Origin of the sequence: Nocardioides massiliensis (genome assembly GCF_030811215.1) — a bacterium.
Taxonomy (GTDB): Bacteria; Actinomycetota; Actinomycetes; order Propionibacteriales; family Nocardioidaceae; genus Nocardioides_A; species Nocardioides_A massiliensis.
This window is the reverse complement of the sequence record NZ_JAUSQM010000001.1, coordinates 3,267,219-3,288,632: the sequence shown is the minus strand read 5'-3', so window position 1 is coordinate 3,288,632 and position 21,414 is coordinate 3,267,219. Positions and strand designations below refer to the sequence as shown.

The 21,414-nt window shown below is 71.1% G+C and carries 19 protein-coding genes; 11 read left to right on the top strand and 8 right to left on the bottom strand.

From position 1 onward, the window contains the following. Positions 1 to 59 precede the first annotated feature (59 nt). Positions 60 to 962: a cell envelope lipid trafficking protein PgfA gene (gene pgfA / locus J2S59_RS16295; protein WP_068122302.1), complete on the top strand. Its 903-nt coding sequence runs from the start codon at positions 60 to 62 to the stop codon at positions 960 to 962. 29 nt (positions 963 to 991) lie between these two features. On the opposite strand, the gene J2S59_RS16290 is transcribed toward pgfA, so the two are convergent. Further along, positions 992 to 1,873, bottom strand: coding sequence for a class I SAM-dependent methyltransferase (locus J2S59_RS16290; RefSeq protein WP_181642198.1), 882 nt, complete (start codon positions 1,871 to 1,873; stop codon positions 992 to 994). 258 nt (positions 1,874 to 2,131) lie between these two features. On the opposite strand from J2S59_RS16290, the gene rpsA reads away from it, so the two are divergent. Next, positions 2,132 to 3,598, top strand: a complete 1,467-nt coding sequence (gene rpsA, locus J2S59_RS16285; RefSeq protein ID WP_306825294.1) for a 30S ribosomal protein S1 — start codon at positions 2,132 to 2,134, stop codon at positions 3,596 to 3,598. A 132-nt stretch (positions 3,599 to 3,730) separates the two neighbouring features. Beyond that, on the top strand, positions 3,731 to 5,407 hold the full coding sequence (locus J2S59_RS16280) for a fibronectin type III domain-containing protein (RefSeq protein WP_068120476.1): 1,677 nt from the start codon (positions 3,731 to 3,733) through the stop codon (positions 5,405 to 5,407). A gap of 13 nt (positions 5,408 to 5,420) precedes the next feature. On the opposite strand, the gene J2S59_RS16275 is transcribed toward J2S59_RS16280, so the two are convergent. Beyond that, complete coding sequence (locus J2S59_RS16275; RefSeq protein ID WP_181641913.1) at positions 5,421 to 5,576, bottom strand: hypothetical protein; 156 nt, start codon at positions 5,574 to 5,576, stop codon at positions 5,421 to 5,423. Positions 5,577 to 5,688: 112 nt separating this feature from the next. Here J2S59_RS16275 and J2S59_RS16270 point away from each other — a divergent pair, with 112 nt between their 5' ends. Together J2S59_RS16270 and coaE are read left to right on the top strand one after the other, a co-directional pair. Beyond that, the gene (locus J2S59_RS16270; RefSeq protein WP_068120474.1) at positions 5,689 to 6,645 is read left to right on the top strand and encodes a GlxA family transcriptional regulator; all 957 of its coding nucleotides are present in this window, start codon (positions 5,689 to 5,691) and stop codon (positions 6,643 to 6,645) included. A gap of 38 nt (positions 6,646 to 6,683) precedes the next feature. Next, positions 6,684 to 7,280 (top strand): dephospho-CoA kinase, encoded by a 597-nt coding sequence (gene coaE / locus J2S59_RS16265; protein ID WP_068120472.1) that lies wholly within the window; start codon positions 6,684 to 6,686, stop codon positions 7,278 to 7,280. 6 nt (positions 7,281 to 7,286) lie between these two features. Here coaE and J2S59_RS16260 read toward each other — a convergent pair whose 3' ends face one another. The 3 genes from J2S59_RS16260 to J2S59_RS16250 form a co-directional block, all read right to left on the bottom strand. Then, positions 7,287 to 8,243, bottom strand: a complete 957-nt coding sequence (locus J2S59_RS16260) for a sigma-70 family RNA polymerase sigma factor (RefSeq protein WP_246360296.1) — start codon at positions 8,241 to 8,243, stop codon at positions 7,287 to 7,289. A gap of 176 nt (positions 8,244 to 8,419) precedes the next feature. Further along, a complete protein-coding gene (locus J2S59_RS16255) occupies positions 8,420 to 10,600 on the bottom strand; it encodes a S9 family peptidase (RefSeq protein WP_306825293.1) in 2,181 nt (726 codons plus the stop codon). 10 nt (positions 10,601 to 10,610) lie between these two features. Beyond that, on the bottom strand, positions 10,611 to 11,957 hold the full coding sequence (locus J2S59_RS16250) for a DNA polymerase IV (protein WP_068123982.1): 1,347 nt from the start codon (positions 11,955 to 11,957) through the stop codon (positions 10,611 to 10,613). Positions 11,958 to 12,098: 141 nt separating this feature from the next. On the opposite strand from J2S59_RS16250, the gene J2S59_RS16245 reads away from it, so the two are divergent. Both J2S59_RS16245 and J2S59_RS16240 read left to right on the top strand, forming a co-directional pair. Beyond that, on the top strand, positions 12,099 to 13,163 hold the full coding sequence (locus J2S59_RS16245; RefSeq protein WP_181642494.1) for a DUF4192 domain-containing protein: 1,065 nt from the start codon (positions 12,099 to 12,101) through the stop codon (positions 13,161 to 13,163). 64 nt (positions 13,164 to 13,227) lie between these two features. Then, on the top strand, positions 13,228 to 14,697 hold the full coding sequence (locus tag J2S59_RS16240) for a glutamate-cysteine ligase family protein (RefSeq protein WP_068123969.1): 1,470 nt from the start codon (positions 13,228 to 13,230) through the stop codon (positions 14,695 to 14,697). Here the strand turns inward: J2S59_RS16240 and J2S59_RS16235 are convergent. Beyond that, a complete protein-coding gene (locus tag J2S59_RS16235) occupies positions 14,649 to 15,218 on the bottom strand; it encodes a hypothetical protein (RefSeq protein ID WP_181642495.1) in 570 nt (189 codons plus the stop codon). The genes J2S59_RS16240 and J2S59_RS16235 overlap by 49 nt on opposite strands. 133 nt (positions 15,219 to 15,351) lie before the next feature. Between J2S59_RS16235 and J2S59_RS16230 the strand changes: the two genes are divergently transcribed. From J2S59_RS16230 to J2S59_RS16220, 3 genes are all read left to right on the top strand, one after another. Further along, on the top strand, positions 15,352 to 15,747 hold the full coding sequence (locus J2S59_RS16230; protein ID WP_068123972.1) for a universal stress protein: 396 nt from the start codon (positions 15,352 to 15,354) through the stop codon (positions 15,745 to 15,747). A 41-nt stretch (positions 15,748 to 15,788) separates the two neighbouring features. Beyond that, entirely contained in the window at positions 15,789 to 16,382 is a 594-nt protein-coding gene (locus J2S59_RS16225; protein ID WP_068123974.1) for an HhH-GPD-type base excision DNA repair protein, read from the top strand. Positions 16,383 to 16,585: 203 nt separating this feature from the next. Beyond that, the gene (locus J2S59_RS16220) at positions 16,586 to 18,034 is read left to right on the top strand and encodes an RNA polymerase sigma factor (protein ID WP_370871545.1); all 1,449 of its coding nucleotides are present in this window, start codon (positions 16,586 to 16,588) and stop codon (positions 18,032 to 18,034) included. A 115-nt stretch (positions 18,035 to 18,149) separates the two neighbouring features. On the opposite strand, the gene J2S59_RS16215 is transcribed toward J2S59_RS16220, so the two are convergent. Together J2S59_RS16215 and J2S59_RS16210 are read right to left on the bottom strand one after the other, a co-directional pair. Beyond that, positions 18,150 to 18,626, bottom strand: a complete 477-nt coding sequence (locus J2S59_RS16215; RefSeq protein ID WP_068123978.1) for a DUF456 domain-containing protein — start codon at positions 18,624 to 18,626, stop codon at positions 18,150 to 18,152. A 108-nt stretch (positions 18,627 to 18,734) separates the two neighbouring features. Then, complete coding sequence (locus tag J2S59_RS16210; RefSeq protein ID WP_068123980.1) at positions 18,735 to 18,947, bottom strand: DUF7455 domain-containing protein; 213 nt, start codon at positions 18,945 to 18,947, stop codon at positions 18,735 to 18,737. A 373-nt stretch (positions 18,948 to 19,320) separates the two neighbouring features. Here J2S59_RS16210 and J2S59_RS16205 point away from each other — a divergent pair, with 373 nt between their 5' ends. Continuing rightward, on the top strand, positions 19,321 to 21,387 hold the full coding sequence (locus J2S59_RS16205) for a DNA gyrase/topoisomerase IV subunit B (RefSeq protein ID WP_068120784.1): 2,067 nt from the start codon (positions 19,321 to 19,323) through the stop codon (positions 21,385 to 21,387). Positions 21,388 to 21,414 lie beyond the last annotated feature (27 nt).

The window sequence follows — 21,414 nt, the reverse complement described above, 5'->3', positions numbered from 1 at the left end:
TGGCTGCTACTGTGCGGCGAATTTACATCGCTGCAACATCGTTGCCCTGGGGAGGGATCGTGGTCCGCAAGATTGTCAGCTGGGTCCTCATCGGACTCGGCGCGTTCCTGCTCGTCGCTGCCGTGCTGGCCGCGACCTGGGCCCCCGGGCAGCTCGAGAGGACGCCGCTCGACACCGACAGCACCACGCGTCTCGAGGGTGGCGGCCAGAAGCTGAACCCGGCGACCGGTGAGGTCGAGGACATCACCGTCAAGGCGACCAGCATCTCCCAGGTCGACAGCGAGGCCTCCGACGACGACGTCGTGATCTTCGCGAGCAGCACCTGCGCGGTGCTCGATGAGGGCGACGTCCCCGACTGCGTCGCCGGCACCGACGAGCGCCTGGTCTCCGCCTCCACCGAGGTCTTCGCCACCGACCGCCACACCGGCATGTCGGTCGACGGCTCCGACTACGTCGAGGGTGAGTACGAGCAGCGCGAGGGCTTGGTCAACAAGTGGCCCTTCAACGCCGAGAAGAAGGACTACCCGTACTGGGACGGCATGCTGAAGCAGGCGGTCAGCGCGGCGTACGTCGGCACCGAGACGATCGAGGGTCTCGAGACCTACGAGTACCACGTGCTGATCGAGCACGAGACGACCGAGGTCGTCGAAGGCGTCGAGGGTCGCTACAGCATGGACAAGCGGCTGTGGATCGACCCGCGCACCGGCGCGATCGTCCGCCAGACCCAGGACGAGCTGCGGACCACCTACGACGGTGACATCCTGCTCGACCTGCAGCTCGCCTTCACCGACGAGCAGGTCACGAGCAACGCCGCCGATGCCAAGGACAACGGGTCGATGCTCGACCTCGTGACCGGCACTGTGCCGCTGGTCGGGTTCATCCTCGGCCCGATCCTGCTGATCGTGGGCATTGGTCTGCAGGTCCTGGGTCGCCGCGAGCGCGAAGGCACCCACACCGCCTGACGCGCCGCCTGGCGAGCAGGCTCCGAGGCTCAGCCGGGCAGGTCCGCCACGAAGATGGCCGTCCCGGGGGTGAGCAGCCCCCGGGCCCGGCTCCATCCTCCCCACGTGCGGTCGTGGTCGTCGGGCCAGGTCGGCTCGGCCAGCGCCCGAAGGACGAACCCGGCGCCGACGAGGACACCGACCCAGTCGCCGAGGGTCCGGTGGTGCTCGACGTAGCGGGTCGACCCGTCGGCGTCGTCCACCTCGACGTAGGGCGTGCGGTCGAAGTAGGACTGCACGACCTTGAGGCCGTCCTCGCCGGGGTCGTCGTGGAACATCCACCGCGTCGGGTGGGTGATCGAGAAGGCGAAGCGCCCCCCAGGGCGCAGCACCCGCGCGACGTCGGCGGCAAGTGCTGCAGCGTCGGCGACGAACTGCAGCGCACCGAACGCGGAGAACACGACGTCGAAGCTGCGGGCGGCGAACGGCAGCCCGGCGCCGGAGCCACACACGACGGGGACCTGGGTGCCGTGCTCCTCGTCGATGCGCCGCGAGTGCTGCAGCTGTCGCCACGACACGTCCAGGCCGACGGCGCGCGCGCCGCGCTCGGTCAACCACCGTGAGCACTGGCCGGCGCCGCTGCCGATCTCGAGCACGGTGCGGCCGCGGACGGCCCCGAGGAAGCGGTGGTCGTCCTCCCGCACCCCCTCGGGGGACCAGAGGAACCCGGCGTCGCCGAGGAACGGGCCGTGTGTGGCCTGGTATTCGTCGGCGTACGCGTCCCAGTCGGCGCGGTTGGCCCGGACCGTCTCCTGCTCGGTGACGGTCCGCCGCTCGGGATGGACTCCCGCGGCCGGACCGCTCACCCGTGCGGCGTCCTCGGCGCTGAGCGCGAACGGGTCGGGGTGCGGTTCGGGCAGGACCGAGGACATGGTGTCAGGGTAGGACGCGGGTCGCCTGCTCGAACGCGGCCGGTGCCGCTTTTGACCCCGTCCCCGGCGACCGATAGCCTTCATGATTGCGCCAGGAGTCTGCCTGCGTCTCAGACCTAGCAGACACTCGCTCGCCAGTTCCGATCCCGTCCCGTCGGCCGTCTCGCACGTGCCCGAGTCGACGCGGTTCCCCACCGGTGAAAACGGCTCCTGACGTGCCGCACGACTTCCATCCACCTTCGAGGACCCATTCACAAGATGACGAGCACTCCTACTCTCCCGGACGCCCCGCAGGTCGCGGTCAACGACATCGGCTCCGAGGAGGACTTCCTCGCCGCTATCGATGCGACGATCAAGTACTTCAACGACGGCGACATCGTCGCCGGCACGATCGTCAAGGTCGACCGCGACGAGGTCCTGCTCGACATCGGCTACAAGACCGAGGGTGTGATCCCGTCGCGGGAGCTCTCGATCAAGCACGATGTCGACCCCAACGAGGTCGTCGAGGTCGGTGACGAGGTCGAGGCCCTGGTCCTCCAGAAGGAGGACAAGGAAGGCCGCCTGATCCTGTCCAAGAAGCGCGCCCAGTACGAGCGCGCCTGGGGCACGATCGAGAAGGTCAAGGAGGAGGACGGCGTCGTCACCGGCACCGTCATCGAGGTCGTCAAGGGCGGCCTCATCCTCGACATCGGCCTGCGCGGCTTCCTGCCCGCCTCGCTGGTGGAGATGCGTCGCGTCCGCGACCTCCAGCCCTACGTGGGCCAGGAGCTCGAGGCGAAGATCATCGAGCTCGACAAGAACCGCAACAACGTCGTCCTCTCGCGCCGTGCGTGGCTCGAGCAGACCCAGTCCGAGGTTCGCCAGGGCTTCCTGACCCAGCTGCAGAAGGGTCAGATCCGCAAGGGCGTCGTGTCCTCCATCGTGAACTTCGGTGCGTTCGTCGACCTCGGTGGCGTCGACGGTCTGGTCCACGTCTCCGAGCTGTCCTGGAAGCACATCGACCACCCGAGCGAGGTCGTCAACGTCGGTGACGAGGTCACTGTCGAGGTGCTCGACGTCGACATGGACCGCGAGCGGGTCTCGCTGTCGCTCAAGGCGACGCAGGAGGACCCCTGGCAGCACTTCGCCCGCACCCATCAGATCGGTCAGATCGTGCCGGGCAAGGTCACCAAGCTGGTGCCGTTCGGTTCGTTCGTCCGCGTCGAGGAGGGCATCGAGGGCCTGGTGCACATCTCCGAGCTGGCCGAGCGCCACGTGGAGATCCCCGAGCAGGTCGTGCAGGTCAACGACGACGTCATGGTCAAGATCATCGACATCGACCTCGAGCGGCGCCGGATCTCGCTCTCGCTCAAGCAGGCCAACGACACCGCCGTGGCGACCGACGTCGACGACTTCGACCCGACGCTCTACGGCATGACGGCGACCTACGACGAGCAGGGCAACTACGTCTACCCCGAGGGCTTCGACCCGGAGACCGGCGAGTGGCGCGAGGGCTTCGAGGAGCAGCGCGCCACCTGGGAAGAGGAGTACGCCAAGGCGCACGCCCGCTGGGAGGCGCACGTCAAGCAGCAGGCCGAGGCCCGCAAGGCCGAGGCCGAGGCCGGCGAGGCGACGTCGTACTCCAGTGGCGGCGAGGCCCCGGAGCAGGGCGAGGAGACCGGCGGTTCGCTGGCTTCCGACGAGGCGCTGCAGGCGCTGCGCGAGAAGCTCACCGGCGGCAACTGAGTCACCGCGCAGGCGGCTGACGCCTGATCCCGTCCACGAAGGCCCACCCCGCGATGGGGTGGGCCTTCGTGCGTTCTGTCAGAAGCAGCAGCGGCGCGGTGGCCGGGCACCTAGGCTTCCGGGGGAGGCGTGATGGGATCGATCGATGGGCGCCGGTGGGGGATCTCGCCGCGGATGTCGCGCGCGCTGCGGCGCGGCGTGCTGCTCCTCGTACCGCTGCTGGCCCTCGCAGGCGTCTCGCCGAGTGCGCAGCCCGACGAAGGGCCGGGCGGCGGTCTGCGGGTGCTGCTGGTCGGGGACTCGTTGACCCACGGCTCGAGTGGCGACTGGACCTGGCGCTATCGCCTGTGGCAGCACCTGCAGCGGACCTCGGTCGAGGAGATCGATCTCGTGGGCACCCGCGACGACCTCTGGGACTCGGCGGGGCACGTCCCGGGGAGCCAGGACTACGCCGACCCTCACTTCGATCGGGACCATGCTGCCGCGTGGGGGCAGCAGCTCAAGGACTACCCGATCGGCCCGGTCGTGGCCGAGACTCGTCCCGACGTGGTCGTCGTGGTGCTCGGCACCAACGACCTGACCTGGGGGAGAATCACGCCCGCGCAGCTGTGGGAGGAGTGGACCGAGCTCCTGGCCGACGCGCGGGCAGCCGCACCCGGCGTCGACGTCGTCGTGAGCACCGTGCCGCTCGAGACGATCCCGGGTGCCACGGACTGGAACGCGATGCTGCGCCGCGACGCCGACGGCCTCACCGCGGGCGACGAACGGGTCGCGCTCGCCGACGCCGCCGGCTTCGTGGCGGCCGACCACACCTGGGACGGCGTACACCTCAACGCGGGGGGCGAGCTGCATCTCGCCGCGGCGGTGGCCGACGCGCTGCACGCGCTCGGCGTGGGCGGACCGGCGCTCCGGCCGCTCCCGGAGGTGCCGTTGGGGCCTGCGCCGCCCGTCCTCTCCGTCGAGGTCGAGCCGACAGACCCCACCGAGGCACTGCTCGAGTGGGAGGCTGCACCCGGTGCGACGTCCCATACCGTCTGGGTGCGTCCGTCGGGAGAGCCGTGGACCGAGGTGGGCACCACGAGCGACACCAGGTGGACCTTCACCGGCCTGCGGATCGGTCGGTCGTACGTCTTCCGGGTGCAGTCGGCGAAGGGCACGGCGCTGTCGCCGAAGTTCTCCGTCCCCCTGCGCCTGGTGCCCCGTCCCCCTCCGCCCGGCACGGTCGACGACGTCCGGGCAGACCCTGCCGGCAACGCGATCACCGTCACCTGGTCCGCCGTACCCACGGCGACGGCGTACGTCGTGGAGGCTCGCGCGCCGGGTGTCAGGCACGATCCCGGGGCCCGACGGGTGGTGCGCGTGGGAGAGCCGGAGGAGGCCGCACCCGCGCAGGCGCGCCGCACCACCGAGCTGGCCGGTCTGGCCGCCGGACGTGACTACGACGTCACTGTGCAGGCCGTGGCGACGGGCGTCGGTGGACCGGCCTCCGAGCCGCTCAGTGTGACCGCGCCGGGCGAGCGGCCGGGCCCGGCGGTGGCGAGACTCCGGGTGCGCCGCGACGGCACCTGGGTCGCGCGCTGGCAGGGAGTTGCCGGGGCGTCGGCGTACGACGTGCGGCTCGGCCTGCGCGGGGGAGCGGCCCGGGAGGTGCGCGACCTGCACGGTCGACGCTGGGTCTCGACGCGAGCACTCCGGCCTCACGAGCGGCTGCGCGTGCGGGTCCGCGCGCGCAACGGGGACCTGGCCGGGGCCTGGGGGCCGGTGATGCGCGGGCGACGTCCGCCCCTCGCTGGCCCGGTGGCGCCGTAGTCGTCGTCCTCGGTCAGCGGGTGCGCGCGCGGGGGTCGAACAGCTCGGGCGGGTGGCTACGCGGGGGTTCGCGCCGCCCCAGCCCGGCCGGGTCGTCGAGAGAGGCGTCGAGGGCGACGAGTGCACTCGTCACGACGAGCGCGACGAGGGCGAGCAGCAGGACGGTCATCAGGGCTCCTTCGCGGTATGGCAGGAATTCTGCTACCCGCGACTTCCCGCCACCAGTGGCATGAATGCCTACCCCCAGCGATTTCCTGCCAGACAGGTGGCACAGTGGTCCGGTGCTGAACAACGTCGCTGTCATCGCCCTCGACGGGGTCGCCCCGTTCGAGCTGGGCGTGCTCTACGAGGCGTTCGGTGTCGACCGGTCCGGGTCCGGGGTGCCGGCCATCGACTTCGCCGTGTGCGCAGTCGAGCCCGGACAGGTGCCGACCCAGGGCGGGTTCACGCTCGGGGTCGAGCACGGGCTGGACCGGGTGCGCTCGGCCGACCTCGTCGGCATCCCTGCCGTCGCCGTCGGCAAGCCGACCGACCCGCGTGTCCTCGAGGCGCTCGTGGAGGCGCACGACCGCGGTGCCCGCTTGCTCTCGGTCTGCTCGGGGGCGTTCGTGCTCGGTGAGGCCGGCCTGCTCGACGACCGCGAGTGCACGACCCACTGGATGCACACCGACGAGCTGGCGCAGCGCTTCCCGCGCGCCCGCGTCGTCCCGGAGGTGTTGTACGTCGACGCGGGCCAGGTCGTCACGAGCGCCGGCACGGCCGCCGGTCTCGACGCCTGCCTCCACCTGTGGCGCCAGACCCACGGGGCCGCGGTGGCCTCCACCATCGCGCGCCGGATGGTGGTGCCGCCGCAGCGCGACGGGGGACAGGCGCAGTTCATCGCCCGCCCCGTGGCCGACCACGGAGCCGACACGTTGGCGCCCCTGCTGGCGTGGGTCGCCGACAACCTCACCGAGGACCTCGGCGTCGAGGCGCTCGCCCGGCGCGCCCACCTGTCGGCCCGCACGTTCGCCCGGCGGTTCCGTGACGAGACGGGTACGACGCCGCACGCGTGGGTGACCGCACAGCGGTTGCGCGCGGCCGAGGAGCTGCTGGAGAGCAGCACGCTGTCCGTCGAGCAGGTAGCGCGCGAGGTCGGGATGGCCAACGTCGCGACTCTGCGTCACCAGTTCCAGCGTTCCCGGGGGGTCAGCCCGCAGCAGTACCGACGGGCCTTCCGCCGCGAGATCGCGGGGTAGGCCCGCGGCGCTCGCTGTCCGGCCGCTAGGTTCTGCGCATGCGCGTGGGACTGACGGGTGGAGTGGCATCGGGCAAGAGCACGGTCGCGGCCCTGCTCGCCGAGCTCGGGGCGGTCGTGATCGACGCCGACGTCCTGGCCCGGGAGGTCGTCGCTCGCGGGACTCCGGGCCTGGCCCGGGTCGTCGAGGTCTTCGGGCCCGGCGTCCTCACCCCGGAGGGTGACCTGGACCGGCCGAAGATGGGATCACTGGTCTTCGGTGACGAGGCGAAGCGCCGAGAGCTCGAGGGGATCGTCCACCCGCTGGTCTTCGAGCGCTACGCCGAGGTCGAGGCGGCGGCACCTGCGGACGCCATCGTCGTGCACGACATCCCGCTGCTGGTCGAGGCCGGCCGAGCGGACGACTTCGACGCAGTCATCGTGGTCGACGTGCCGACCGAGGTCCAGGTCGAGCGGATGCTGCGCGATCGCGGCTGGACCCGTGAGGATGCGGAGGGTCGGATCGCCGCCCAGGCGACACGGGAGCAGCGGCGGGCAGTCGCCACGCACCTCATCGACAACACCGGGACACGCGAAGACCTCCGCCAGCGGGTGACGGAGGTCTTCGAGGAGCTGCGGGCGACCGCTGGTCGCTGAGATGGGTCAGGCAGCGAGGTCCGGGTCGGCGAGCTCGCGCAGCTTCTGCAGCGCCTCCCGCTCGAGCTGACGCACGCGCTCGGCCGAGATGCCGTGCTTGACGCCGATGTCGGCGAGCTTGTGCTGGCGTCCGTCCACCAGGCCGTAGCGGGCCCGGATGATGTCGGCCGCCCGCTCGTCGAGCCGGTCGACCAAGGTGGACAGCCGGTCGCGGGACTCGGTGTCGAGGACGGTGAGGTCCGGACCGGGGGAGGTCTCCTGGGCGATCAGGTCACCGAGCGAGGTGTCGCCGTCCTCGTCGACGGGGGTGTCGAGGCTGACGTGCTCGCGACCCCACGAGATCAGGTCGAGCACGCGGTCGATGTCCATGCCGAGCTCCTCGGCGATCTCCTCGGGCTCCGGGGCGCGGCCGAGCTGGCGCTCCAGCGTCCGACGGGCGCTGCCCACCTGGTTGAGCTCCTCGACGACATGGACGGGGAGCCGGACGACACGGGCCTGCTGGGCGATGCCGCGGGTGATGGCCTGACGCACCCACCAGGTGGCGTACGTCGAGAACTTGAAGCCCTTGGCGTAGTCGAACTTCTCGACCGCGCGGATGAGGCCGGTGTTGCCCTCCTGCACGAGGTCGAGCATCGGCATCTGGCTGCGGCCGTACTTGCGCGCGATCGACACGACCAGGCGCAGGTTGGCACTGATGAACTGCTGGACGGCACGGCGGCCCTCCTCGGCGAGCCACTCGAGCTCCTCCTGCGTGGCCTGCTTCGGCGCGCCGCCCTTGCGGCGTCCGACGCGACCCTCGGCGAGCAGGTGCTCGGCGAAGAGACCGGCCTCGATGGTCTTGGCCAGCTCCACCTCGGTGATGGCGTCGAGCAGGGGCGTGCGCGCGATCTCATCGAGGTACAGACCGACGCTGTCTCGCCCCTCGATGCCCTGGTCCCGGGCCTGTGTGCGACTACTGGACACGTGCGCTCCCTTCGTTGCCGGGGGTCGTACCCGACGGTTGACTCCCGTACTCATCACAACCCGACGCAAGCTCGGAGGATTCCCGTGGCAACGGGATCCTCGTCACTGGTCGTTCGTCAGTACCGACGACCCGGATGGGCGAGAAGTTGCAGAAGGCGCCGAATCTCAGCCGAATATCAGGAAGGTGCGACCTCGGCGAGGCCCATCCGGTCCAGGGCCCAGGCGTAGGAGAACGCCCGGTCGTGCCACGCCTGGTAGCGCCCGCTCACTCCGCCGTGCCCGGCCGACATCTCGGTCTTCAGCAGGATGTCGTGGTGCTCGGGCGTCACGGCGCGCAGCCGTGCGACCCACTTGGCGGCCTCGACGTAGAAGACCCGGGTGTCGTGCAGCGAGGTCTCGGCGAGGATCGGCGGGTAGCGCCGGGCGGCGATGTTCTCGTACGGCGTGTAGCTCTTCATGTAGGCGTACGTCTCCGGGTCCGCGACCGGGTTGCCCCACTCCTCCCACTCGATCACGGTGAGGGGCAGCGACGGGTCGAGGATCGTGGTGAGCGCATCGACGAAGGGCACGGCCGCGATGATCCCGGCGAACAGGTCGGGTGCGAGGTTGGCGACCGCGCCCATCAGCAGGCCGCCGGCGCTGCCGCCCTCGGCGACGAGCCGGTCGGGTGCGGTCCACCCGGACGCGACGAGGTGCTCGGCGCACGCGACGAAGTCGGTGAACGTGTTCTTCTTCTTCAGCAGCTTGCCGTCCTCGTACCACTGCCGCCCCATCTCACCGCCGCCGCGCACGTGGGCGATGGCGAAGACCGCGCCGCGGTCGAGCAGCGACAGTCGGGCGATCGAGAACCACGGGTCCATCGACGCCTCGTAGGAGCCGTAGCCATAGAGCAACAACGGCGCCGTGCCGTCGCGGGGGACGTCCCGCTTGCAGACGATCGAGATCGGCACCCGGGTGCCGTCGGCCGCCGTGGCCCACTCGCGGTGCTGCTCGTACGCCGCCGGGTCGAAGTCGCCGAGCACGGGCGTCTGCTTGCGCACCTCGGTCGTGCGGTCGGCGACGTGGTAGTCGGCCACGGTCGGCGGGGTCACCAGCGAGGTGTAGCCGATCCGGACGCTCGGCTGGGAGAACTCGGGGTTCGCACCGACACCGACCGTGAAGACGGCCTCGTCGAACTCCATCAGGTAGTCGTCGGTGATGCCGTCGGGCCCGAGCGGCAGCACGCGCACGCGGGTCAGCCCGTCGCTGCGCTGGGAGACCATCAGATGCCCCGCGAACGCGTCCACGTCCTCCAGGCGTACGCCGGGGGTGTGCGGGATCAGCGGGGTCCACGCCTCATGGTCGGTGCCGGTGACCGGCATGACGGCGAGCTCGAAGTCCAGCGCGCCGTCGTTGTGCAGGATGCAGAAGACGTCCTCGCCGCCGATGACGGCGTGCTCGAGGCCGTACTCCACGCCTTGCCGACGTGGGGTGACGACCCGGAACTCGCCGGTGGGGTCGTCGGCCTCCAGCACGCGGAACTCCGTGGTGGTCTTCGAACCCGACGAGATCACGAGGTACTTGTCGGACCGGGTGCGCCCGACCCCGGTCCAGAACCGCTCGTCGGTCTCGTGGTGCACGACCACGTCGTCCTCGACGGGACTGCCGAGCCGGTGGCGCCAGATCTTGTCGGGGCGCCACGACTCGTCGACGGTGGCGTAGAAGAGAGTCGTGCCCTCGGCGTCCCAGGTGCCGCCGCCGAGGACACCGGTGATCTCGTCGCCAAGCACCTCGCCGGTGCGCAGGTCCTTGACCCGCACGGTGTAGCGCTCGTCGCCGACCACGTCGACGGCGTACGCCAGCAGGGTGCCGTCGGGGCTCACGCTCGCTCCACCGAGCGAGAAGAACTCGTGGCCCTCCGCGAGCTCGTTGGAGTCGAGCAGGATCTCCTCGCCGGGGATCTCAGCCCCGACCTCGGTGGTCGCGTCCAGCTGCGGCGGCGTCCAGTCGTCGGGGGAGTCGACGGGGCAGCGGCAGCTGATGCCGTACTCCTTCCCCTCGATCGAGCGGCCGTAGTACCAGTAGTCACCCACGCGCGTGGGCACGCTGAGGTCGGTCTCCTGGGTGTGGGCCTTGATCTCGTCGAAGAGCTGCTGGCGCAGCTCGGCGAGGTGGGCCGTGCGGACCTGGGTCCAGGCGTTCTCGGCGTCGAGGTAGGCCAGCGTCTCAGGGTCCTCCTTGTCGCGCAGCCACTCGTACTCGTCGTTGACGACGTCGCCGTGGAAGACCCGCTCGTGCGGTCGCGTCGCGGCCACCGGCGGAGCGGTCGGGGCGGCGGCGTCGGGGGTCGGGTGCGCAGGCGGCATCGCGGAGGACATGCTGCGCAGGCTAGTCGGCCCCGTGGTGGCCCTGATGGTCCTGGTGGCCCCGGACCAGCGCCGGGTCGTCGGCGGCGAAGGTGCGCACCGGCCCCGGCGGGGTGTGGCGGGTCTCGAAGCGGACGGTGACCCGGCCCAGACCCGCCCCCCACACCCACCCGTCGCCGTGGTCGGGGTGATGGACGTCGGCACCGGGCGGCCACGGCCGCCCGGCGGTGAGCGCGTCGATGTCGGGCGCCGGCAGCGGTGCCTCGGTCTCCGTCGGCTGCTCGGGTGTCTCGTCGGCGAAGAGGTCCTCCTGGATCCAGTCGGCCAGGCCCGACATGCCGACGCCGAGCAGGCGTACGCCGCCAGCGGTGTCGACCTCGCGGACGAGCGTCTTGGCGAGGGCGACGACGGTCCGCACGTCGTCGGTCGGTGCGGGCAGGGTGCTGGAGCGGCTCAGCGTGCTGAAGTCGTGGAGGCGGACCTTGACGGTCACGGTGCGCCCGGACAGGCCGGCCTCGCGGAGCCGGCCCACGACCTTGGTCGCCTGCCGCTCGACCAGGGCGTCGATCACCCGCTGCTCGGCGAGGTCGGTGTCGTAGGTGTCCTCGACGCTGATCGACTTCGCCTCGCGCTCGGCGACCACCGGCCGGTCGTCGTCGGCGCGGACGAGGTGGTGCAGGCCCTCGCCGTGCGCCCTGCCGAGCACGCGCACCAGCTCCTCGAGGTCGAGGCGCTCGGCGTCGGCGACGGTGTGGACGCCCAGGCGGCGCAGGCGCTCGGCGGTGGCGGGACCGACGCCGGGGATGACCGTGATGCTCATCGGACGCAGGAGGTCGCGCTCGGTGCCCGGCGGCACGACCAGCAGGCCGTCGGGCTTGCGCAGGTCGCTGGCGATCTTGGCGACGAGCTTCGAGGAGGCGGCACCGACCGAGGCGGTGAGCCCGTCGGTGACGGCGTGCACCTCCTCTTTGAGCCGGACGGCGAGGGCGGTGACCTCATCGACGCCGGCACCCATGGGCAGCGCGTCGCCGGCCGCGAGGTCGACGAAGGCCTCGTCCAGCGAGAGCGGCTCGACCAAGGGGGAGAGTGCGCGCAGGGCACCCATCACCTGGGCGCTCGCGGCACGGTAGGCATCGAAGCGCCCGGAGAGGTACGCCGCATGGGGGCAGCGGGCGCGTGCCTCCCGCGTCGACATCGCCGAGCGGACCCCGAAGACGCGGGCCTCGTAGGAGGCCGTGGCCACGACGCCACGTCCGCCGACGCCCCCAACGACGACCGGCTTCCCGCGCAGAGAGGGCTTGTCGCGCTGCTCGACCGCAGCGAAGAACGCATCCAGGTCCAGGTGGAGGATGGTCGGCTCGGCGCGCACCGGCACATGGTGACACTGCATCGTGGCGCGGGGCGGGCCACCCGGGCCGGACTGCGTCCCCAACGGGAGACCCGGCGGATCCGTCCACAGCCGGCGGGCGACCCCCAGCGCCGTACGCCCTCGGGGGTGAGCGTGGTCGCCATGAGCATCCGACCACTCCCTGACCCGCCCACCTCCCACCCCGGCCCGCCCGCAGCACCGCGCGAGGTGCGGACCCTGCGCAACCCCGACGACCTGCTGGCCCTGGTGCCGACGCTGTTCGGCTTCCATCCGCACGACTCGCTGGTCCTCGTCGGCGTCGGCGCGGCACCCGGGATGCACGCCCGCGTGGACCTGCCGACGGGTCCCGACGCCGCGCGCGAGGTCGCCGGCGTCCTCGCCCACGCGGCGGGGCGGGCCGACTGCGAGGCCGCCTGCCTCCTCGGCTACAGCGAGGACCGGACCTCGGTCGTCGCAGCGGTCGAGGCGACCGCGGCCGCCCTCGACCATGTCGGCATCCCGGTGGCCCTCGCCGTGCACGCCGATGGCGGGACCTACGTCCTCCTGCATGCCGACGGCGACCCCGGGCCCGCCACGCCGTACGACGTGTCGGGCCACCCGCTGATGGCGGAGGCCGTCGTCGCCGGCCGTGTCGTGCACGCCGATCGCGGCTCGCTGGTCGAGTCGCTGCGCCCGGTGCCCCGGCTCGTGGCCGACGTCCAACGCCACGCGGACACCTGCCTCGACGTGCTCGGGTCTCCGGAGGAGGGCCGGGCTGCGCCGACCAGGGCGACCCTCCTCGAACGGCTCCAGGAGGAGGCGCGCTGGGTCAACCGGCTGACGCGCACGCTGCTGGCCGCCGACGCCCTGCCCACGACCGCGCAGGCAGCGCGCATGCTCGTGGCGATGCGGGTCAGCCTGACAGCCCGCGATGCCTTGTGGGCGGAGATCTCGCCGGGGCACGCCGACCGCGCCGTGCGGCTGTGCCGGCACCTGGTCCAGGTCGCGCCGCGCGATCTGCGTGCCGCCCCGGCTGCGCTCCTCGGCTTCGCGGCGTGGCTCAGCGGCGACGGTGCCCTGGCGTGGTGCGGGGTGGAGGCGAGCCAGGCGGCGGAGTCCGGCTACAGCATGGCCGCGCTCGTCGGCGAGCTGTTGGAGCGGGCCGTGCCGCCGACCTCGTGGACGCCGTGGGCCCGCTCCGAGCTCGGGGTGCCCGGACTGGACTGACTCCCTCGAAGGTGTTGTCCACACCTCGGATTGTGCGCGGCTCGGCGTGGACACACTCCCGCGCATGGGAGAAGAGGTCTCACAGCAGGAGTTCACCCGGGCCGACCGCACCCGGCACCGGGAGAAGGTACGCCGCAACCTGGACGTGTTCGCGCGCATGCTGCGCGAGTCGCGCTTCGAGGCGGCCGACCCCATGACCGGTCTCGAGGTCGAGCTGAACCTCATCGACAACGCCGGTGACCCGGCGCTGCGCAACGACGAGGTGCTGTCGGCGATCGCCGATCCGGACTTCCAGACCGAGCTCGGACAGTTCAACCTCGAGATCAACGTCCCGCCCCGCCGGCTGGCCGACCGCGGCCTGACGCGCTTCGAGGAGGGCCTGCGCGAGAGCCTCAACCGGGCCGAGGCGAAGGCCGCCGAGCTCGACACGCGCCTGGTGATGGTCGGCATCCTGCCGACGCTCGCCGAGGGACACATGGGCCCCGACGCGCTCAGCAACAACCCGCGCTACCACCTGCTCAGCGACCAGATCCTCGCTGCTCGTGGCGAGGACATCGTTATCGACATCAGCGGTGTCGAGCGGCTGGTGACCTCGGCCGACTCCATCGTCCCCGAGGCCGCCTGCACCAGCACCCAGTTGCACATCCAGGTCAGCCCCGAGGACTTCGCGCCCTACTGGAACGCCTCGCAGGCGATCGCCGGCATCCAGCTGGCCGTGGGGGCGAACTCGGCATTCCTGCTGGGACGGGAGCTGTGGCGCGAGACCCGGATCCCGCTGTTCGAGCAGGCGACCGACACCCGCAGCGAGGAGCTCAAGGTGCAGGGGGTGCGCCCGCGCGTGTGGTTCGGCGAGCGCTGGGCGACCTCGATCTTCGACCTGTTCGAGGAGAACGTCCGCTACTTCCCGGCGCTGTTGCCGGTGACCGAGGACGACGACCCGTTGGCCGAGCTCGAGGCAGGGCGTACGCCGTCCCTGTCCGAGCTCCGGTTGCACAACGGGACCATCTACAGGTGGAACCGGCCGGTCTACGACGTGGTCGACGACCGTCCCCACCTGCGGGTGGAGAACCGCGTCCTGGCCGCAGGTCCCACGGTGGTCGACACGATGGCCAACGCCGCGTTCTACTTCGGGCTCACCCGCGCGCTCGCCGAGGACGAACGGCCGCTGTGGTCGCGGATGTCCTTCAGCGCGGCGGAGGAGAACTTCCACGCTGCCGCGAAGCTCGGCATCGACGCGCAGGTCTACTGGCCCGGTGTCGGTCAGGTCGAGGCCACCGAGCTCGTGCTGCGGCGGCTGCTTCCGCTCGCGCGCGAGGGGCTGACCGCCTGGGGCGTCGATCCGCAGGAGAGCGACCGTTACCTCGGGATCATCGAGCAGCGCTGCCTGACCGGCGTCACCGGTGCGTCCTGGTACGTCGACCGCGTGCGCCGGTCCCAGGACCAGGGCGCGACCCGGGCCGACGCGCTGCGCGGTGTGTTGCTCGACTACGCGGAGCGGATGCAGACCAACGATCCCGTGCACACCTGGGACTGAGCCGCGTCCCGCAGCGCGTCGGCCAGCCGCTCGACGTGGGCGCCGGTGTGGCGTCCTCGCACGCGCAGTCGGGTCCACTGCTGCTCGTCCCCGGTCGCCGGCTCCCGCCAACCGTGGCGGGTGACGACGTGGAAGGTCGCCACCTCCAGCCCGGCCTCGGCCGCCGCCGCACGCAGGGCGGCGTCCCAGGCGAGGTCGGAGTCGTGCAGGTCGACCTCGCCGTCCCGGGCGAGCCAGGCGTGGCGGGCGACGCCGGCAGCGACCGCTGCCTCCAGCAGTCGCGCGGCAGCGTCCCGGCGCAGCGCGGGGTCGTCGGCGTACGGGTCGTGGTGGGGGACCCGGCTGTGACTGGGGCGGGTGGGAAGCGCCAACGAGACCCGCGGACCGGCGGGGCGGCCGACCTGCAACGAGCGGGTGATCCGGGATCCGTGCAGGTGCAGGCGGCCGAGGGCGGCGACCTCCAGGCGCAGGTCGGCCGCCAGTCGCTCCGGGTCGCGCCCCGGCCGGCGTGGCGTCGGCACCTGCCGCACGGTAGTCGCGTCGCCCGGTCCGTGGGTGCGGTGTACGGCGGCCTGGGGACGGGTAGCGTCGGAGCGGACCGGCCCACAACGACCAGAGCCGGCGCTCGGACGGACGATCGGATGGAGCACGCGGATGGGGAGCATCGTCGTCGGCTACGTGCCGAAGCCGGAGGGACGTGCCGCGCTCGACCAGGGGGTCGTGGAGGCGCGCCTGCGCGACGCGACGGTCGTCGTGGTGCTCTCGCGCCGCTCGGCCGATGACGCGTCCGCTGCGGACGAGGAGAAGGCCGAGGTCGAGACGCTCCTCGCCGACACCGGCGTCGACTTCGAGGTCCGGCGGCTGGCGTCGGCGTTCGACCCCGCGGAGGACCTCATCACCGTGGCCGCCGAGAAGCACGCCGAGCTCATCGTCATCGGTCTGCGGCGCCGCTCGCCGGTCGGCAAGCTGGTGCTCGGCAGCAACTCCCAGCGCGTGCTGTTGGACGCGCCCTGCCCGGTGCTCGCGGTGAAGCCCGAGCACCAGGTCTGACCCGGCTGGGGGACCCGTCCCCGTCGGGCATGATGGGACGCATGGCCATCTGTATCGCTCAGGACCCCGCGGCGGACAAGGTGCTCGCCGACGACCCGTTCGCTCTGCTCGCCGGGATGATGCTCGACCAGCAGTACCCCATGGAGCACGCGTTCCGCGGACCGGCGAAGGTGCTCGAACGCTTCGGCAGCCTCGACCCCGCCGCCATCGCCGAGGCCGACCCCGAGGAGTTCGCGGCGCTGTGCTCGACCACGCCGGCCATCCACCGCTTCCCGGGGTCGATGGCCGGGCGGATGCAGGAGCTCGCGCGCGTCGTCGTGGAGAACTACGACGGTGACACCGCCCGGCTGTGGACCGAGGCCACCTCCGGCAAGGACCTGCTCAAGCGGGTCATGGCGCTGCCCGGCTTCGGCAAGCAGAAGGCCCAGATCTTCGTGGCGCTGCTCGCCAAGCAGCTCGGCGTACGCCCTGAGGGGTGGGAGACCGTGGTCGGCGACTACGGCCAGGACGGCTACCGCTCCGTCGCCGACGTCGTCGACGCCGACTCGCTCGGGAAGGTGCGCGAGTTCAAGCAGCAGCAGAAGGCCGCCGCGAAGGCCGGCGCGAAGGCCACCTCCACGCCTGCCGCCGAGTGACCCGCCGGCGGCGCAGCCTCCGTCGTACGGCCCTGTGGTCGTCCCCCTTGGGACCCGTGCCACAATGATCGACGCGGCTCTTGACGTGAACGGGCTTTGCCGCGCCCACCATTCGTTACCGAGAGGTTGTGCTGTTGTCCTCCAGCGCGTCCCGGAAGCTCACCGCTGAGGCTTTGAGCCATCCCGACATCGTGGATCTCGTCGTGCGTGGCCGACAGGCCGGATCGGTGACGGCAGAGGAGGTACGCCGGGCGAGTGAGTCCGCGTCGATCCCTGCCCCTCAGCTGCGCGGTCTGTTGACCCACCTCGCGCAGGAGGGCATCTCGGTCGAGGTCGGCGAGGAGTCCGCGCGCCGGGCCGTCGCCGCCGCTGCCGGCCGCTCGACGGTCAAGGCCAGCGCCGCCAAGAAGACTGCTGCCAAGAAGGCGCCGGCGAAGAAGGCTGCCGCGAAGACGGCGGAGCCGGCCGAGGCCACGTCCGCCGCCAAGAAGGCGCCTGCCAAGAAGACCGCGGCGAAGAAGGCCGCGAAGGGCACCCTCGACGAGGTCGAGGTGGAGGTCCCCGCCGCGGCACCCGTGATCGGCCCCGACGGCAAGAAGGTCCTGCCCGACCTGCCCGATGAGCAGTTCGAGAAGGACGTCGCCGCCGACCCGACGATCAAGGAGGACGAGAAGCAGGCGTCCTTCGTCGTCTCGGCCGCCGACGAGACCGACGAGCCCGAGCAGCAGGTCATGGTCGCCGGTGCGACCGCCGACCCGGTCAAGGACTACCTCAAGCAGATCGGCAAGGTCCCGCTGCTCAACGCGGAGATGGAGGTCGAGCTCGCCAAGCGGATCGAGGCCGGCCTCTTCGCCGAGGAGAAGCTCGCCAAGGGCGGCAAGATCTCGCCGAAGATCCTCGAGGAGCTCGAGTGGATCATCGACGACGGTCGCCGGGCCAAGAACCACCTGCTCGAGGCCAACCTGCGCCTCGTCGTCTCGCTGGCCAAGCGCTACACCGGCCGCGGCATGCTCTTCCTCGACCTGATCCAGGAGGGCAACCTCGGTCTGATCCGCGCGGTCGAGAAGTTCGACTACACCAAGGGCTACAAGTTCTCGACGTACGCCACCTGGTGGATCCGGCAGGCGATCACTCGCGCGATGGCCGACCAGGCCCGCACCATCCGCATCCCGGTGCACATGGTCGAGGTCATCAACAAGCTCGCCCGCGTCCAGCGCCAGATGCTGCAGGACCTGGGCCGCGAGCCCACCCCGGAGGAGCTCGCCAAGGAGCTCGACATGACCCCGGAGAAGGTCGTCGAGGTCCAGAAGTACGGCCGCGAGCCGATCTCCCTGCACACCCCCCTCGGCGAGGACGGTGACTCCGAGTTCGGTGACCTCATCGAGGACTCCGAGGCGATCGTCCCCGCCGACGCGGTCAGCTTCACGCTCCTGCAGGAGCAGCTGCACGCCGTCCTCGACACCCTTTCGGAGCGCGAGGCCGGCGTGGTCTCCATGCGCTTCGGCCTCACCGACGGCCAGCCCAAGACGCTGGACGAGATCGGCAAGGTCTACGGCGTCACCCGCGAGCGCATCCGCCAGATCGAGTCCAAGACGATGTCGAAGCTGCGCCACCCGTCGCGCTCGCAGGTCCTGCGCGACTACCTGGACTGAGCAAAACCCCGGCCTGAGCAACTGGTCACTTGCCGCAGGGAATCGGCCGATTCCCTGCGGGAAGTGACCAGTTCTCGTTGAGGAACCGGTCGTCCTGACCGCGGGCGTACGCCGCTCACGTGAGGACGACGCCGACGACCCAGGTGACGGTGGCGAGCATCGCGGCGATGAGCTCGATGAGCATCGACAGCCCGGCGGCGAGCAGGGCCTGCTTGGTGGAGGGCCAGGCCTGACCTGGGCCGAGACGGGCGGACTCGGCGGCGTACACCCCGAGGACGAAGCCGACGAGCAGGCCAATGACGGGGATGACGAAGAAGCCGACGACGCCGGCGATGCCGCCGACGACCAGTGTGCGACCGGGGACGCCGTGGACGCGCAGCCGGCGGCCGGGGACGGCGTACATCGTGATGGTGCCGACGGCGAGGAGACCCAGAGCGATGCCGGTGACCGTCCACGCGGTGGATCCGCCGACGACGAACGCCCAGACCACGACGGCGGCAGCGATCAGCAGGGTGCCGGGCAGGACCGGTACGACGATGCCGACGAGCCCGACGGCGATGGCCAGGGCGACGAGGACGTCGGTGAGCGTCATGGCCGCAGCCTAGGGCTCAGCCCGGAATCGGCCGGGGGAGCACCCGAGAATGCGACAAGGCCCCGGACACCAGGTCCGGGGCCTTGCGCAAGCTCTGCGTCGGTCGACTCACTCCGCCGCGGGGCGCTCGTGGAGCCGATCGGTCTCGTCGTGCACGTGGATGGCCACCTCACGAATCTTGTCTTCATGGGCACGGCCGTGGTGGGCGCAGAAGAGGAGCTCTCCGCCGCCGGCCAGCTCGACGCGGAGGTACGCCTGAGCGCCGCATCGGTCGCAGCGGTCCGTCGCGTCCAGCGCGCGGGGGGCAACAGCTGTAGTCACGTGAGGGCCTCTTTCCTTCCTGGTGTGTCAGTCCAACGTAGCGGGAGACGCAAAGGTCACGGACGGCGGATCGCCGGTTGTGGACCCCGGTGTCACCCGGTGGCTGTACTGCTCACAACATCCCAACACGACCAATGCTTCCCCGGTGGTGACGTCCCGTGCCTGAGACGAGCGTGACGTCCGCCACCCGGTCGGCCACACCGGTTGCGGCGGTGCTGGTCGTCCTGGTCCGCGGCGGGTGCCGCGTGCCCACATACTGCCCCGCACCACCGACGATCAAGCGCAGCGTGGCGCCACCGATCGATGGGCGTGTCGCAGGTAGATTCGCCTGGCAGCGACAGCGCACGCCCCTGCGTGGCACCCGAAGGAAGGCATGACGATCGACACCGCGTACAACGCCCAGCACCTCCTGGTCCTCGAGGGTCTCGAGGCGGTGCGCAAGCGCCCCGGGATGTACATCGGCTCGACCGACACCCGCGGGCTCATGCACTGCCTGTGGGAGATCATCGACAACGGCGTGGACGAGGCCCTGGCGGGCGCCGCGGACCGGATCGAGGTCGTCCTGCACCCCGACGGCTCGGCGGAGGTCCACGACAACGGTCGCGGCATCCCGACCGACAAGGAGCCGCGCACGGGGCTCCCGGGCGTCGAGGTGGTGTTCACGAAGCTGCACGCCGGCGGCAAGTTCGGTGGCGGTTCGTACGTCGCGACCGGTGGCCTGCACGGGGTCGGTGCCTCCGTGGTCAACGCGCTGTCCTCGCGCCTCGACGTCGACGTCGAGCGGTCGCCGGCCGAGCAGGGCATGTCGTTCCAGCGTGGGGTCCCCGGCGTCTTCGCAGCGGACGGACCTGGCGCCGACTTCGAGGTGAGGTCCGGGCTCACCCGCAAGGGCAAGCGGGTCGGCAAGGGCCGCAGCGGCACGCGCGTCCGGTTCTGGCCCGACCGGCAGATCTTCACCAAGGACGCGACGTTCATCTACGACGAGCTCGTCACCCGGGCGCGCCAGACGTCGTTCATCGTCCCGGGCCTCGAGCTGGTCATCCGTGATCTGCGGTGCGAGGAGGTCGTCGAGGAGTCGTTCCGCCACGACGGCGGCATCGCCGAGTTCTGCGAGTTCCTCGCCCGCGACGAGGCCGTCACCGACGTGCTCCGCCTGCAGGGCAGCGGCACCTTCACCGAGACCGTCCCGCTGCTCGACGAGAAGGGGCACATGACCCCGCAGGACGTCGAGCGCGACCTCGGCGTGGACGTCGCGTTGCGCTGGGGCACCGGCTACGACACCGAGACGCGCTCGTTCGTCAACGTCATCGCCACCCCCAAGGGCGGCACCCACCTCTCCGGCTTCGAGCAGGCCGTCACCAAGACGTTCAACGACGTCATGCGCGCCTCGAAGGTGCTCAAGAACAGCGACGACGACGTCATCAAGGACGACGCGCTCGAGGGCATGACCGCGGTGGTCACCGTGCGGCTGGCCGAGCCGCAGTTCGAGGGTCAGACCAAGGAGATCCTCGGTACGCCGGCCGCGCGCAGCATCGTGCGCAAAGTCGTCGCCGCGGAGCTGAAGAAGTTCCTCACCTCGACCAAGCGCGCCGAGAAGGCCCAGGCCAAGCTGGTGATGGAGAAGGTCGCCGGCGCGGCCAAGACCCGCATCGCCGCCCGCCAGCACCGCGAGACCCAGCGCCGCAAGAACGCCTTGGAGTCCAGCTCGCTGCCGCCGAAGCTGGCCGACTGCCGCTCCAGCGACGTCGAGCGCTCGGAGCTGTTCATCGTCGAGGGTGACTCTGCGCTCGGTACGGCGAAGCTGGCCCGCAACTCGGAGTTCCAGGCGCTGCTGCCGATCCGGGGCAAGATCCTCAACGTGCAGAAGGCGTCGGTCGCCGACATGCTCAAGAACGCCGAGTGCGCCTCGATCATCCAGGTCGTCGGCGCCGGCTCGGGCCGCACCTTCGACCTCGATGCCGCGCGCTACGGCCGGATCATCTTCATGGCCGACGCCGACTCCGACGGCGCCCACATCCGCTGCCTGCTCGCGACGCTGTTCTTCAAGTACATGCCCGACCTGATCAAGGCCGGGCGCGTCTACAGCGCCGTGCCGCCGCTGCACCGCATCGAGCTGACCAACCCCAAGAAGGGGATGGACAAGTACATCTACACCTACAGCGACGACGAGCTGCAGCGGAAGCTGGCCGAACTGACGAAGAAGAACGTCCGCTGGAAGGACCCGATCCAGCGCTACAAGGGCCTCGGTGAGATGGACGCCGACCAGCTGGCCGAGACGACGATGGACCCGCGCCGGCGTACCCTGCGCCGGATCACCGTCGACGACGCCGATGCCGCGGCCAACGTCTTCGAGCTGCTGATGGGCGCGGAGGTCGCGCCGCGCAAGGACTTCATCGTCCAGGGCGCCTACGAGGTCGACGCCGACACGATCGACGCCTGAGGCGGCTTGACCGAGTCGGGAGTTCGT